Source organism: Arsenophonus sp. aPb (assembly GCF_029873475.1).
GTDB lineage: Bacteria > Pseudomonadota > Gammaproteobacteria > Enterobacterales > Enterobacteriaceae > Arsenophonus.
The window spans coordinates 2,857,817-2,873,471 of sequence record NZ_CP123499.1; the positions used below are offsets into that span (position 1 = coordinate 2,857,817).

General features: G+C 39.3%; 14 protein-coding genes. 3 read left to right on the plus strand and 11 right to left on the minus strand.

The genetic code is table 11. From position 1 onward, the window contains the following. Positions 1-46: 46 nt before the first annotated feature. Entirely contained in the window at positions 47-901 is an 855-nt protein-coding gene (gene rapZ / locus QE177_RS12830; RefSeq protein WP_280550237.1) for an RNase adapter RapZ, read from the plus strand. Beyond that, complete coding sequence (gene npr / locus QE177_RS12835; protein WP_280550239.1) at positions 898-1,170, plus strand: PTS phosphocarrier protein NPr; 273 nt, start codon at positions 898-900, stop codon at positions 1,168-1,170. The genes rapZ and npr overlap by 4 nt, the downstream gene beginning before the upstream one ends. Positions 1,171-1,466: 296 nt before the next feature. On the opposite strand, the gene pmbA is transcribed toward npr, so the two are convergent. Continuing rightward, on the minus strand, positions 1,467-2,807 hold the full coding sequence (gene pmbA / locus QE177_RS12840; RefSeq protein WP_280550241.1) for a metalloprotease PmbA: 1,341 nt from the start codon (positions 2,805-2,807) through the stop codon (positions 1,467-1,469). Between the two features lie 182 nt (positions 2,808-2,989). Here pmbA and yjgA point away from each other — a divergent pair, with 182 nt between their 5' ends. Continuing rightward, positions 2,990-3,529 carry a ribosome biogenesis factor YjgA gene (gene yjgA, locus QE177_RS12845; protein WP_280550243.1) on the plus strand — a complete coding sequence of 180 codons (540 nt, stop codon included), beginning with the start codon at positions 2,990-2,992 and terminating at the stop codon, positions 3,527-3,529. Here yjgA and QE177_RS12850 read toward each other — a convergent pair. The 10 genes from QE177_RS12850 to mreB all read right to left on the minus strand — a co-directional run bounded on the left by QE177_RS12850 (position 3,526) and on the right by mreB (position 15,248). Continuing rightward, positions 3,526-3,816 carry a barstar family protein gene (locus QE177_RS12850; protein WP_280550245.1) on the minus strand — a complete coding sequence of 97 codons (291 nt, stop codon included), beginning with the start codon at positions 3,814-3,816 and terminating at the stop codon, positions 3,526-3,528. The genes yjgA and QE177_RS12850 overlap by 4 nt on opposite strands. Next, positions 3,817-4,278, minus strand: a complete 462-nt coding sequence (locus QE177_RS12855) for a ribonuclease domain-containing protein (protein ID WP_280550247.1) — start codon at positions 4,276-4,278, stop codon at positions 3,817-3,819. A gap of 20 nt (positions 4,279-4,298) precedes the next feature. Further along, positions 4,299-5,744 (minus strand): metalloprotease TldD, encoded by a 1,446-nt coding sequence (tldD, locus tag QE177_RS12860; RefSeq protein WP_280550249.1) that lies wholly within the window; start codon positions 5,742-5,744, stop codon positions 4,299-4,301. A gap of 15 nt (positions 5,745-5,759) precedes the next feature. Continuing rightward, complete coding sequence (gene nit1, locus QE177_RS12865) at positions 5,760-6,617, minus strand: deaminated glutathione amidase (protein WP_280550251.1); 858 nt, start codon at positions 6,615-6,617, stop codon at positions 5,760-5,762. Continuing rightward, on the minus strand, positions 6,607-10,428 hold the full coding sequence (yhdP, locus tag QE177_RS12870; protein WP_280550253.1) for an AsmA2 domain-containing protein YhdP: 3,822 nt from the start codon (positions 10,426-10,428) through the stop codon (positions 6,607-6,609). Before yhdP ends, nit1 begins: the two co-directional genes overlap by 11 nt. 54 nt (positions 10,429-10,482) lie before the next feature. Beyond that, entirely contained in the window at positions 10,483-11,952 is a 1,470-nt protein-coding gene (gene rng, locus QE177_RS12875) for a ribonuclease G (RefSeq protein WP_280550254.1), read from the minus strand. Next, positions 11,942-12,538, minus strand: a complete 597-nt coding sequence (locus tag QE177_RS12880; RefSeq protein WP_280550256.1) for a Maf family protein — start codon at positions 12,536-12,538, stop codon at positions 11,942-11,944. Before QE177_RS12880 ends, rng begins: the two co-directional genes overlap by 11 nt. Before the next feature lie 42 nt (positions 12,539-12,580). Beyond that, a complete protein-coding gene (mreD, locus tag QE177_RS12885; RefSeq protein ID WP_280550258.1) occupies positions 12,581-13,069 on the minus strand; it encodes a rod shape-determining protein MreD in 489 nt (162 codons plus the stop codon). 42 nt (positions 13,070-13,111) lie between these two features. Further along, positions 13,112-14,101, minus strand: coding sequence for a rod shape-determining protein MreC (gene mreC / locus QE177_RS12890; RefSeq protein ID WP_280550260.1), 990 nt, complete (start codon positions 14,099-14,101; stop codon positions 13,112-13,114). 103 nt (positions 14,102-14,204) lie between these two features. After that, complete coding sequence (gene mreB / locus QE177_RS12895; RefSeq protein WP_026821343.1) at positions 14,205-15,248, minus strand: rod shape-determining protein MreB; 1,044 nt, start codon at positions 15,246-15,248, stop codon at positions 14,205-14,207. Positions 15,249-15,655: the final 407 nt, after the last annotated feature.

Here is a 15,655-nt window from a genome sequence, read left to right on the forward strand (position 1 = left end):
AAAATAATGATTTTTTTATTGTGAACAAACTTAAGGGGTATTACTCATGGTGCTGATGATAGTCAGTGGCCGTTCTGGTTCAGGTAAATCTGTTGCTCTACGAGCGCTGGAGGATATGGGTTTTTATTGTGTTGACAATTTGCCTGTTATTTTACTGCCAGAATTAGCCAATACGCTGGCTGAACGACAAACTTCAGCTGCTGTGAGTATTGATGTTCGCAATATGCCCGACGACCCAGCAATTTTTGAAAAAGCGTTAAAAAATTTACCTACTAGTTTTTCCCCGCAATTACTTTTTCTTGATGCAGATCGTAACACGTTGATCCGAAGATATAGTGACACACGCCGTCTACACCCACTCACCAGCAAAAAGTTATCATTAGAAAATGCGATTGATGAGGAAAATGATTTATTAGAACCTTTACGTTCACGAGCTGATTTAGTCATCGATACATCTGAAATGTCGGTGCATGAACTAGCTGAAATGCTAAGAGCTCGTTTATTAGGTAAACGAGAACGTGAATTGACTATGGTATTCGAGTCCTTTGGCTTTAAGCATGGTATTCCGATCGATGCAGATTACGTATTCGATGTACGTTTTTTACCTAATCCACACTGGGATCCCAAATTACGCCCTATGACAGGTCTCGATCGTCCTGTTGCCGCCTTCCTTGATCGACATACAGAAGTGCATAACTTTATTTATCAAACACGTAGTTATCTTGAGTTATGGTTACCCATGTTAGAGTCGAATAACCGTAGCTATTTGACCATTGCTATCGGTTGTACCGGAGGTAAGCACCGTTCAGTTTATGTTGCTGAACAACTGGCTGATTACTTTCGCTCTAGAGGTAAAAATGTTCAGTCCCGTCATCGAACGTTGGAAAAAAGAAAGTCATGACCGTCTATCATCGCATTATTATAAAGAACCAGCAGGGTATACATGCTAGGCCAGCAATAATGCTTTGTGAACTGATCCAACAGTTTGAATCTACGGTGCTCTTACGCAACTGTCATAATATAGAAGCTCAAGCAGATAGTGTTATAGCGATGTTGATGCTAGATTCTGAACAAGGAAGTTATATCGATCTTGAAGTAACGGGTCCAGATGAAGAACAAGCACTGGCAGCAATTATTCAACTTTTTCATCATAAACTTGAAGAAGACTAATAAATTTTCTGCCGAAATTTAACGACATCAACGCTATTCGTCAGCAAAATCACCTTTCATTGCTATTAAGCTCTATCAGCTAACTCTATTTTTAAAGGCTAATATAAGATGCTGTGGCAAATTGTAGCTAAAATCTTTCTGCCACAACTTAAATGCTAATGGGCTCACTGCTACAAAAAGGCTGACTCTATCGTAGCAGCCAATGTTGGCTGTTGCGATAAGATGAACGCTACTTTAATCGGCTAGTTTTAACCAATTTTCTCAGTCTGCAACAGCAATTTATTAGTAATAATTAATTATTGACCAGCCACATGCATTTCTGACAATAATACTGAACCGCATTGAATATTACTGCGCGTTTCAATATCGTTGCCTATTGTTACAATATTAGCCCACATCTGTTTTAAATTACCGGCAATAGTAATTTCACTGACAGGATATTGTATTACTCCGTTTTCAACCCAAAACCCGGCTGCTCCTCGCGAATAATCCCCCGTTACCGAACTAACTCCCTGCCCCATCAATTCGGTGACAACCAATCCTGTCCCCATTTCTTTTAATAAAGCAGCAAAATCTAATCCTTGGTCTGCAATATGCCAGTTATGAATACCACCAGCATGACCAGTACTCTGCAAGCCAAGCTTACGTGCTGAATAGGTGGTCAGTAACCAAGTTTGTAACATTCCTTGCTCAATAATATTACGTTGGGTTGTATTGACGCCTTCACTATCAAAAGGAGATGACGCAAGCCCACCAATCCGATGAGGGTTCTCCTGAATGGTTAACCAAGCAGGAAAAATTTGCTTACCCAGGCTGTCTAATAAAAAAGAGGATCTTCGATAAATACTTGTACCACTAATCGCGCCAACCAGGTGACCAAATAAACCGGTTGCGACCTCAGCAGCAAAAATGACCGGTGTCTTCATAGTCGATAATTTATGCGGTGAAAGCCGGGCTACAGTTCGGCGAGCAGCCTCCTGTCCAACCGATTGTGGTGATTGCAAATCCTCTAGTCGACGGGCAACGGTATAAGCATAATCACGTTCCATACCATCATCATCCTGCGCAATCACGCAACTTGACATTGAATGGCGACTGGAGCAATAACTCTGTAACATTCCGTGAGTATTACCATACACTCTGATACCATAATGACTATTAAAGCTTCCACCTTCGGTATTTTTAATCCTTTTATCGGCATTTAAAGCAGACATCTCTGCTTGACTTGCTAATTGGATTGCCTTTTCGGCATCAATATCAAAGGGATAAAAGAGTTTTAAATCAGGCGATTGATAAGCCAAAAGTTCAGCATCTGCCAAACCCGCAAAGGGATCTTCTGAGGTATACTGAGCAATATCAATAGCGGCTTGTACAGTACGCTTAATAGCTTCTGGATGTAAATTAGTAGATGACGCACTGCCTTTACGTCGCTTATGATAAACCGTGATACCGAGAGCACCATCACTATTAAATTCAATATTTTCAGTTTCACCAAAACGGGTACTTACACTGATACCTGTTGATTTATTAATCGCCACTTCAGCCGCATCACAACGCTCTTTAGCGTATGATAATGCATATGCAACCGTTTCTTCTAATTGTTTACGTTGTAATAAAACCTGTTCCGTCAAACTCATTGATATCATCCAAAAATAGAAAATAAAATCAACTCAACCAATACCTATCTTCAGCAGAAAATAAATCCTCTATAGCATTAAATCTATTTTCCCAGTTACAATAGAGATAAGATGTTAACATACCTGACGACAGATTATTCTGAAATAAAATAATACTACGTCTTGCTAAGAGGAAAGCCGCAATGGCAAAACAGCCCGATAACTGGTTCGATGATAACGCCGATAATCTCGATAAGGATGAAATCATCTGGGTCAGTAAAAGCGAAATCAAGCGTGATGCCGAAGCGCTAAAAAAGCTGGGAGCTGAACTGGTTGAACTTAGTAAACATGAACTAGAACGAATCCCCCTTGATGATGAACTACTAGCAGCCGTTGAATTAGCGCAAAAAATTAAGCGTGAAGGACGGCGACGCCAGTTACAATTTATTGGTAAATTACTCAGAGCGCAAGATCCTCAACCTATTTATGATGCGTTGGATAAGCTAAAAAATCGGCACAATCAACAAATCGCCATATTACATAAGCTTGAAACTTTACGTAATCAATTACTAGAGAATGGCGATAATGCGATTGAAGATGTAATGCGTTTATTTCCCTTAGCTGACCGTCAACAGCTACGTACATTAATACGTAATTGTAAAAAAGAAAGAGAGGCAAATAAACCGGCTAAAGCCTATCGTCAACTCTTTCAGTACCTAAAAACACTATCTGAAAGTGCCTAAGCTGGATCAGATTGGGAGGCGCGACAATGAAATATTAATTGCCCTCCCAATGCTTGTTCCGCTTCTCTAAAAACCGTTATTACTTCAACAAATTTTGTTAACTGATGCTGATTTATATGAGAAAAAATAACCTCTACCGGTAAAGCAATTTCTCCAGTCAACACATCCCACAATGCATCTAAATTTTGGCCAAACCATTTTGGCAATTCAAAAGCTAATATCGCTTTTTGATAAAAATCAGTCAGATTGTCTATTTCACGAAAATCAAACTCAACACAATGCATCATTTAATTCACTCTTGAAAAGGTTTTATAATGATCTAACGTTACATAAATCAATCCATCTGATGAGTAAAGCAGCCGATCACTCCCTCGATGACCACAGTGATAATTGATATCAGCTTCATACCATTGGCGGTCTGGCGTAGAAGGTAGCATTTTTTCTCGATTGTTGTATCTATCGCCACCAATTGCTTTACCCGGCACAACCTGACATAAATTACCTTCTCTTGGACTCCAACCATTTTGTTGCGCTTTTCTTTTCGTGATATAAAAGTCAGGTAATCTATGATATTGCCGTAAATAATTAACCACATTTTGCTGTGCAGTTAACTGGTCAATATTGTGAACAGCTGTTGGCTTTACCTTTTGCCCGATAACTTCTGCCTGGTGCAGACTATTCCATTTAAAGTAAATGCCTGCCCCTATTAATATGGCTAATATTACCAAGATAACAATTTTTTTATTCATCCAATAATCCAAAAATTTTATTATGCAGTTCCACCAACCGTAATACCATCGAGCTTTAATGTTGGTTGGCCAACACCAACAGGAACACTTTGCCCTTCTTTACCACAAACACCAATCCCACTATCAAGTTTGAGATCATTACCAACCATGGAAATCTGCTGCATTGCATCTCTCCCCGCACCGATTAATGTTGCTCCTTTTATCGGCTGCGTAATCTTCCCTTTTTCGATCAAATAAGCTTCTGCAGTCGAAAACACAAATTTGCCAGAGGTAATATCAACTTGTCCACCAGCAAAATTGGGTGCATAAATTCCACGATCTACACTGGCTATTATCTCTTCGGGGGTTGACTGTCCTGCTAACATATAGGTATTTGTCATCCGAGGCATCGGCAAATGCGCATAAGATTCACGGCGACCATTGCCAGTTGGCAAAACACCCATCAAGCGTGCGTTCATTTTGTCTTGCATATAACCTTTTAAAATACCGTTTTCAATCAAGACATTATATTGACCTGGCACTCCTTCATCATCAATGGCTAAAGATCCTCTACGCCCGACTAGCGTCGCATCATCAACTACGGTACAAAGTGATGAAGCAACTTGTTGACCTATTTTGCCACTAAAGATAGATGTTCCACGACGATTAAAATCGCCTTCAAGACCATGGCCAACAGCCTCATGTAGTAAAACCCCTGGCCAACCAGCCCCTAGTACCACAGGCATTGTTCCTGCCGGTGCAGCAATTGCGGCAAGATTAACCAATGCTATACGTACAGCCTCTCGGGCATAATATTCCGCCCGAACTTCACCCTGCTCTGTTGCAAGAAAATATTGGTAACCATAACGACCACCACCGCCACTGCCTGCCCGCTCACGCTTGCCATCATGTTCAACTAACACACTAACAGATAAGCGTACTAGTGGGCGAATATCAGCCGCTAACGTGCCATCTGTTGCTACGATAAGTACATGTTCATAAACACCAGATAGCGTTACATCAACCTCTTGCACACGAGGATCTTCGGCCCGGGCAACCTGATCAACACGCCGCAACAAGGCTATTTTCTCTTCCGGGCTCATTGTTTGAAGAGGATCAATTGCAGAATATAAATGTTTAAAATCAACCGGATTGATTAGATCTACTTTACCCTTTTCCCCTTGATTTACGATGCTTCGTGCTGCATTGGCACTTTGCTGTAATGCCTGTAAAGTAATCTGATCAGCATAAGCAAACCCGGTTTTATCATCACGAATAGCACGAATACCTACACCCTGATCAATATTGTAGGATCCTCTTTTAATAATTCCGTCTTCCAACCCCCATGCTTCATGACAACTCGACTGAAAATAGAGATCGGCATAATCTAAATGTCGCTCTGCGAGTGATCCTAAAACCTCTTGCAGATGTTGATGATTGAGATCGTTTGATGTCAGCAAATATTCACTAACAGAGGTTAAACTCATATTTATTTACTCTTTCTATTTTGTTTCGTGCTGAATCAATGGCATCAAACTGGTACGGAAGCGATTATGTTTTACGACTTTCATCTGTTCACGGACACCAATTAGGCTTTCTTTAGCTTTATCAATATTAAGGGTTAATGCGCTAACTGCATCTGCATTTTCTTGTAGAATATTGCCCCAGCTATCAATCACCATTGAGTGACCCCAAGTACGACGTTGACCATGCACACCTATTTGTGCCGGCGCTATAATAATACATTGATTTTCTATCGCACGGGCTTTTAAAAGTGGCTCCCAGTGTGCTTCACCAGTTAAACGGGTAAAAGCAGCGGGCACAGCTATAAGATCCGCCCCTTGCTTTCTTAAAGCCTGAAACAGGCTGGGAAAACGTAAATCGTAACAAATCGTCATTCCTAAACGGCCAACCGGTGTATCAACAACGGTAATATGTTCACCACGTTGATAAATTGAAGATTCATTATAAATACCTTGTTCATCTTCAATAATATTCACATCAAACATGTGAATTTTGTCATAGCGAGCGCGAATTTCACCATTATCATCAAATAACAGACTACTACTCGTAATAAGTTCAGGATCTTCTCGACTAATTAATGGCATAGAGCCCACCAATATCCATACTTGATAATGGCGAGCCATTTCAGCAATTGCACCTTGTAAAGGACCTTCTCCCTGTAATTCAGCAAAAGTACGATAACTGATATTATCACTAAACAACAGTGCATTTTCCGGTGTTAAAACCAATTTCACACTATTCGGCAATTGTTTAATTTGTTGCTCTATCTGAGCAAGGTTATGTTTAGTATTTTTACCACTACACAATTGTAAGAGTGCAATATTGTCACTTGTCATCCTGTTGATTCTCCTTCAATTGACGCAAAGTTTCATCAATTTTTGGTTGTTCCAGACTACCGGTAATTCGATAACGAATAACCGATATTTTACTCCATAATGGCCCCAATACTCTAGTCGCAGCAAACACGGCTGCACCGGCTAGTGGATTAACCGCAAACGCCGTTGCAACACCTACCGTGGCTGAAATTTCAGGGGTAATAATAGCCTCTAAATTCATATCACGACGAATTAAATTAATTTTGCCATGTATTGCAATATCAGCCATTAAACCATCAATATAAAAATCATCGGTATTTAAGATACCATTTTTTATATTAGCTCTGCCACGAATGGAATCGAACGCAAAGTCGTCACTAAAAGTATCACTAAAATCCAATTGCAATTTACGTAGCAATGCGTCGAAACTGACAAAACGTAACAACTGACCGGCACCACCACCACCCATCTGAGCGATTGCTCCCTTAGTCAAATTAAAACTCAAATTACCGTTCAAACTGCTAACATCAGGTTGCCATGGCACTGTTGCCCAATTTAAATCAAAATCAATTTTAAAGGGTGCCTGTTTAATAGGCACTAGTATGCCGTAATAAGCAGCTAGATCATCAAAGCGATTACCTTTTAATATCCCTCTTATACTTGTACTGTTTTGTTGATCTGCCTGCCATATACCAGAGATTTTCAAATTTGTGGCACTATTTATTAACGATCCCTCTTTTAAAATAAGCGTTTGTCTATTCCGAATAATTTGCGCTTTAAGCTCGCCAAGTTTATAGCCGGCAACCCAGCATTCCGAGCAATAAATATCTATATTGGGCCAAGCTGAAATATCATATCTTTGCGCAACTTTATTTGTTGCTACGTAATTCTGCTGTTGGGATGAAGTTTCTGGATTGAAATAAAGATAGTTAATCTTAGCTTGCCAGTTACCCTGCTTCGGAATAGTTAAACTTCCCTTTAACATATCGCTCTGAGCAACAATTTTTGTCAATTCCGCCGTTTTATTAATGGTAAATACCATATTATTCCATTGCTGGTTAGCAAAAGTAATTTTTGGTAAGTTAACAATAGCAATATCCGGTATCACAAATGATTTACCATAATTTTTTGGCGCTGAATTTAATGAAGAAAACGAAGCCAACCATGAAAGCCATTTCGAATCATTTATTTCAGGTAAATTGATCATAATTAACGGACTATCTGGCAGAACAACGCGTTTTGGTATGTAAGGCTGAATAGCCCCTTTTAGTAAACGAATTTGCTTGCCAGTAAATTGCCATTGACTATTAAAGCTAACTTGTTGACCAACATCACCATAAATTTGCAATTGCCGGGTATCACCACTGGCACGAATTTGCATATCACCTAATTGCCTTAGTAGCTGGGAATCCAAAGCAGGAAGTTTGCTGTTAAGCTGGCCTAATTTGCTATTCAGCGCAATAGATAAGGTTGGATTTCGCTTTAGCTGATTGGGCAATTCAATATTAACCTGTCCTTGCCAGGCTGCGCTACCTGCCAGGTGACGTGTAATCGATTTAGGCAAAATGGCTATTTTTTTAGCTTGCCAATTACCGTCAACATTAACATTGATCTGGTAATTCTGCCGCTGATTAGTGGTATTGAATGTTAAATTTATCGGTTGGCCAAACCATAAAGCTTGCAATTTTTCACTTTTCAAATCACCATTACGAAAATAAAAACGTCCTGTTAGCTGTTTCAACTGACTATCAATAGCTGTAATATCGACATCATTATTTTTAAGATCAACTTGACCACTTGCAATCACACTGCCACTATTCTTCTCTAACGGAATATCTAGCATCAATTTACCACTAATATTACCGCTTATTTTCACTGCATCTAATGCCTTACCAATCGAACCCTCCATCGGGCTGTAATTAAAATAATTATGGATCGCTTTTCCATCACCACTAATATTTGATTTTATTAATAATTTCGACTGACTATAATCGGCAATACTGGCGCTAAGATCTAACCCTGTAGCATCACCTAATTTTACATTAGGCGCTGACATCCAAAGTCCATTGCGTTCAAAATTAAGATCGATATCTAAATCAAAAATTGTTGGCCAATCAGGTTGATATTTAAAAGTCGCATCTCGTAGCGGCGCAAAAACTTGAAATTGTCCGTTATTCTTTTTAAAAGGAAAATCAGCCGGATCACCATGAAAAACCATAGTGGCAGCATCAACATGACCGGCAATAATTGCTTTTGTCAGATAATCAGTTAAATCTTTACCCATTAAGGTTGTGGGAAAATAACGCCATGCATCACCGGCATCGGTCAATTGTGCGCCAACCAAAATGCTTAATATCGGTGGCTGATCTTTCGTTGTTAGATAACGAAAATCGCCGGTTGTCGATAGTGATTTTGCTTGTAACTGCAAATTCTCACTCCAAATCTGGCGTGAATTGTTTTCTTCCGACCAATAAATCGTTCCTTGTCCAGCAGAAATTTCTAATGGTGCTTTAAACATCGGCGTATATTCGATAAAACTGTTATTTAAGTTAAATGAAAATACCCCACCTTGCTGACTCCCTCGCAATGAACCACTAAAATGGCTAACTGTGGGCAAATCTTTCCAACGTATCCAGCTAATATCTTGCCAGGTTACATCAATTAACGCCTTTTCTGGCTTGTCAGGAGTAATATCCAATGCCAGCGCGAGGAGTTGACCTTTTGGCTGACGTTTTTGCCAATCACTGATAAATTCAGGCGTGAAAAAAGAGAAAATAGGCAAAATAGATCTTAATCGTTCTAATTGAATATTATTAACCCGTATACGCCAAAGATTTTCATCTGCTATTGATTGGGGTAAATAGAGGAGCGAAATTTGACCTTCAAGCCATTGTTGTTGATCGGTTTTTAAATGTTGTAACTGAGGAATATTAAATAACCAACCATTTTCTTGGCGATGCAGGGTCAGCAATAAATCATCAACAGCCAACTGATGCTCTTGTTCATCAACCCGCCAATTTGCCTGCCCCTGATGCAGTTGTAGTTGCCCCCCTTCGATACGGCTTTCTTTGATCCTAATCCAGCTAGAAAGGCTAAATACTGCATTCTGTAATCCAGTACTATCACGTAACCAACGACTTAACCAAGGACGCAAATTAACATTATCTGCCTGTAAGTAAACGGTTCCTTCATTAATCACACCATTTTTATTACGAAGATTGAGTTTAATTTGAATGGCATCCTGATCTTGCTGCTGTTGAAAATTGTCAAGATTAATAAATCCTTGTGCTCGATGATATTCATTTTGATTTAACCAGGTCAGTTCAGGGATATTTAATGTTCTTTTTTCTGCTGATGGCGTCAAAAAAGTGATACGACTTTCTTTCAGCGTAAAATAATCAAATTGCTTTAAAAACAATTCATCTAAAGCATCTAAATCAAAATGACTAAAATCACCTTCACTGACAAATTCTAGCGGTTTATAACAATCTGCATTTAATTGATAGAAAATAATATCGCGAAAACGCAGATGTAAAGAAAATAGTGAACGCCATATATCAAGTGAAAATTTTACTTTCTTTACCTTAATATCTACTTTTTCAGTGGTGACACTGACATCAGAAATGGTTAATACTGGCCCAAAAGAGACCCACTCACCTTCAATATGACCAATTTTAAACGGTATTCCCGTTAATGTTTGAAGTTGTCCTTCAAGTTGACTTCGATATTCATTAATTTGAGGAAGAAAAAGACGTAATCCAATAATGGCCAATGCCATAATAAGTATTATTATTGTGCTTATGGCTACCAATACCTTAGGTAGTCGTTTCACCCATCTCTCCTTCCAAACGAAGTTACTACAATGGCAATCTAGCCGCTAGCATAACTACATCATAACGACATCAAACTGTTCCTGACTATACAGTGACTCAATTTGGACTTTGACCGATTTGCCAACAAAAATTTCTACTTCCGCCAATACATGAGATTCATCACCATTTAATGCCTCGACAACCGCGGGTGAAGCATAGACTAAGAAACGATTGGCATCGATAGTACGATTTATACGAACAATTTCGCGTAAAATTTCATAACAGACTGTTTCTACTGATTTTACTGTTCCTCTACCCTGGCAAGTTGGGCATTCATCACATAGAACATGTTCCAGGCTTTCACGCGTTCTTTTGCGTGTCATCTCTACCAATCCTAATTGAGAAAAACCATTAATAGTGGTTTTAACCCGATCTTTTAATAATGATTGCTCCAGCGATGCTAAAACACGGCGACGATGCTCAGGATCAAGCATATCAATAAAATCGATAATAATAATACCACCCAAGTTGCGTAACCTTAACTGTCTCGCTATGGCTTGTGACGCTTCAATATTGGTATTAAAAATGGTCTCTTCTAGGTTACGGTGACCAACAAAAGCACCAGTATTAATATCAATGGTGGTCATGGCTTCAGTTTGATCAATAATCAAATAGCCACCTGATTTTAATTCAACTTTACGTTCTAAAGCACGTTGAATCTCTTTCTCAACATCATACAGGTCTAATATTGGTAATGGCCCTTGATATAGTTCAAGTTTTACTGTCATTTCAGGCACATATTCATCAATGAAATCTTTTAATGAAACAAAAGTCAGTTTTGAATCAACTCGGATCCGGTCTAATGAAGCACCTGCAAAATCACGAATAATACGATGTGCTAAAGCTAGTTCACCATAGATCTGCATACGGGATTTGTGACGTTTTTTACGTTCAACAATTTTAGACCATAAACGCTTCAAGAAGGCTGCATCTTGAGCCAATTCATCATCACCAACCCCTTCTGCCGCAGTACGAATAATGAAGCCACCATTTTCATCACAAAATAGTTCAACAATACTTTTCAAACGTTCTCGTTCTTCTTCACCTTCAATGCGTTGGGAAACGCCAACATGAGAAGCGCCCGGCATAAATACTAAATAACGGGATGGTAATGTGATATCCGTTGTTAGACGAGCGCCTTTTGTTCCAAGCGGATCTTTAACCACCTGTACCATAATATCTTGCCCTTGCCGAACCAATTCGCCAATATCACGTACATGAAAGTTTTTTTGTTCATCACCGGCAATGCATTCAGTATGCGGCATAATATCAGAGGCATGAAGAAAAGCAGATTTTTCCAAGCCAATATCAACAAAGGCCGCCTGCATACCGGGCAAAACTCGACTCACACGACCTTTGTAAATATTACCAACAATTCCTCTTTTAGCTTCACGCTCAATGTGAATTTCTTGTAACACGCCACCGTCAATATAAGCCACCCGTGTTTCAGAGGGGGTTACATTGACTAATAGTTCAGCTACCATAGCTCTTCTTCCTATTATTTAACGCTAGAAATTTAGTCAATAATTCATCTGTTTCAACTAACGGTAACCCGACTACAGCGTGATAACTTCCGACAATCCCCCTAACAAAACAGCCACCTTTACCCTGGATAGCATAAGCTCCTGCCTTATCCATAGGCTCACCTGACAAGATATATTGATCGATTTCTTTATTTGTTAATTGTCGCAGTGTTACTTCGGTGACAACTAAATCATACAATGTCTTCTGTTTATCTGAGAACGCAATTGCAGTCATCACTTGGTGTGTTCTACCTGAAAGTTGTCTTAATATCTGCGCAGCATGGTTTTCATCTTTAGGCTTACCCAAAATAGTTCCGTCATTTACAACAATAGTATCCGCCCCCAATACTGGATAGGGTTTCGTTGCCATATCAACACCCGCTTGTGATTTTTCACATGCTAAACGAATAACATACTTACTGGGTGTCTCTCCTTCACACCATAATTCAGATATCTCAGGAAGAATAATGTCAAATAGCCATCCTAGCTGTTCAATTAACTTACGCCTTCTTGGCGAAGCTGACGCTAAATAAATTCTATTTACCATAGAAAAAACTCTCAGAAAAAATAGACAGTTGGCTGCCCATTTTTAACGAACTAAAAACTGACGTCGAACTTTGCGCAATAATAAAAACATCCAAGGCCACAAGATGGCATTAATCAAACAATTCCAGAATATTTCAGGATGAAATAAAACAAGAGAAGAAAGAAATTCCGCCCAAAATATTGTAAAATTCATAACCACTGATAATCCAGCAATAACAAGCGATTGTTGCCACAGTGCCATATTTCGAAGCAGCTGATGTTTATACGATACTAAATAACAAATCATGCTATAGGCTAATGCATGTACACCAAGCGCTGAACCTTGGATCAAATCCATTAAGATCCCTAAAAAAAATCCGGTGCCTACACTAACTCGATGCGGTAAAGCCATAACCCAATAAATTAAAATTAATGCTAACCATGTGGGCCGATAATAAATAAACTGTTCAGGCCAGGGCATTTGTTCCAGAATTACTGCAATTAAAAAGGACAGCCAGATGATCCACCGCCCATTACCACGGTATTGATCCATTCTACGTTTCCTTTAGTTGCCTTGATTTCACGGTAGCAATTCCTATTGAGCGACCAAAGGTGGTTGCTCGACATTTTTTTTAATTTCTGTTGCTGGTTGCGGTGGCCCTTGAAGCTCGTTTGGGCTAGGAAGCACCTGAGGCAGAATCTTCATTAAACGCTCATTTGCTGCTCGATATACTTCTGATGGAGGTAAAGGATGAGAAGGATCGCTAGAGTTTCCCCATAGCAATAGGAGATAGCGTAGTCTTTGTAAATCTGCGGTAGGTCGTGCATGAATAATTGTATAAGCACGTTGGGTATCATGCTTTACAGAAGAGACAATCGCAACGGGATACCCTTCGGGAAAACGTCCGCCTAAACCAGAAGTGACTATCACATCACCAATACGTATATCAATATTATCGGGTAAAGGTTCAAGTTGAAGATCATCACTACAGCCTGTACCCACTGCAATCACCCGAATATCATTACGTAATACTTGTATAGGTAATGCATGCGTTGTGTCACAAATCAGTAAAACACGGCTATTAAACTGGCTCACTGCGATAACCTGCCCAACAACACCCTTATCACTAATAACAGGCTGACCTTCATAAACACCATCATGTAAACCTTTATCAATCACAATTTGATCTCGATAAGGCGTATTTGCACCTGAGAGCACTTGAGTAACCATCATGTGTTCATCCTGACGTAGAGGTGACCCCAATAGCTCACGTAATCTAGCGTTTTCCTGTTTAAGTTGTCCAAGTAATAAATTATCTGCTTTTTTTAATAAAACCTCTTTCTTCAATGCCTTATTTTCAAAAAGAAGTTGATCTCTTCGCGCCAATGCATCTGAAATATTATCAAGCAGTTCGCGCGGACCATTTGCCAAAAAATAAAAAGGACTAACAGCCGTATCTAAATAACTACGTATTTTATTAAAAGTATCAAATTGACGATCAAAAGCAACCAATGCGATTGCAACAACGATCGCAATAATAATACGCAATTGTAGGGATGGCCCTCGACTAAAGATCGGCTTCATGAGTTATTTTAATAAAAAATAAATAAACGTTAAACATTAACATCACTTTACATAAAGTAAGGAGGAGCGCCATCCTTAAGTTCCTCCTTCTATTGGCTAACGTCTAGTCATCACTAAACAGATCACCGCCATGCATGTCGATCATTTCCAATGCCTTACCACCACCACGTGCAACGCAAGTTAATGGATCTTCAGCAACAATGACGGGAATGCCTGTTTCTTCCATTAAAAGACGATCCAAATTACGCAATAACGCACCACCACCGGTTAACACCATGCCTCGTTCAGAGATATCAGAAGCTAATTCTGGTGGACATTGTTCTAAAGCCAGCATAACGGCACTAACAATACCGGTTAAAGGTTCCTGCAACGCCTCAAGTATCTCATTCGAATTAAGGGTAAATCCACGTGGTACTCCTTCAGCCAAATTACGACCGCGCACTTCAATTTCGTAAACTTGATCTGTAGGATAGGCTGAACCGATTTCGTGTTTAATTCGCTCAGCAGTTGCTTCACCAATTAATGAACCATAATTACGACGAACATAATTAATGATCGCCTCATCAAACCGGTCACCGCCGATACGTACCGATGATGAATAAACAACACCATTTAATGAAATAACAGCAACTTCTGTCGTTCCACCACCAATATCAACCACCATAGAACCTGTAGCTTCGGAAACAGGCAAACCAGCTCCAATTGCAGCTGACATGGGTTCCTCAATTAAGAAAACCTCGCGAGCGCCAGCACTCAGTGCCGACTCCCTGATCGCACGACGTTCTACCTGGGTCGCACCTACAGGCACACAAACTAAGACGCGTGGACTTGGACGCATAAAGCTATTGCTATGAACTTGTTTGATAAAATACTGTAACATTTTTTCAGTAACATAAAAGTCCGCAATCACGCCATCTTTCATTGGACGAATAGCCGCAATATTACCCGGCGTCCGGCCTAGCATCTGTTTTGCTTCATGACCTACTGCAGCAACGCTCTTAGGTGAGCCTGCGCGATCTTGACGAATAGCCACAACCGACGGTTCGTCTAACACAATACCTTGTCCTTTGACATAGATGAGAGTATTGGCGGTACCCAAATCAATAGACAAGTCGTTGGAAAACATGCCACGAATTTTTTTAAACATAACGAAAGGATAATCCTGCAAGCTGGAAACGAATGAAAATCCGTCTACTTTACCAACCACATGAAGCAACGACAAGGAGTTAATTAAATCGCTTCAATAAAAAGTGGCCAATTTTTTACAATACAAAAAAAACCGTTATTACTGCTTATTTTCTATAATCGATTACAGTATAAAGTAAACAATACCCTCATAAAAATAACTTAATGCATTTAATATAAAACTTTCTAACAAGAAATTTAACTATTTTACATTAAAATAGATCACTGTATTAAGTTTATATGACGCTACATAATTATTAGTTGACATATGCTTCAAAGCAAGGTCAATTCACTTTTTAATATTACCTTAAAGTATAAAAGTCTTCCATGTTAATACTTTATCAAAGTAACAATAAAAAATAATTTAAA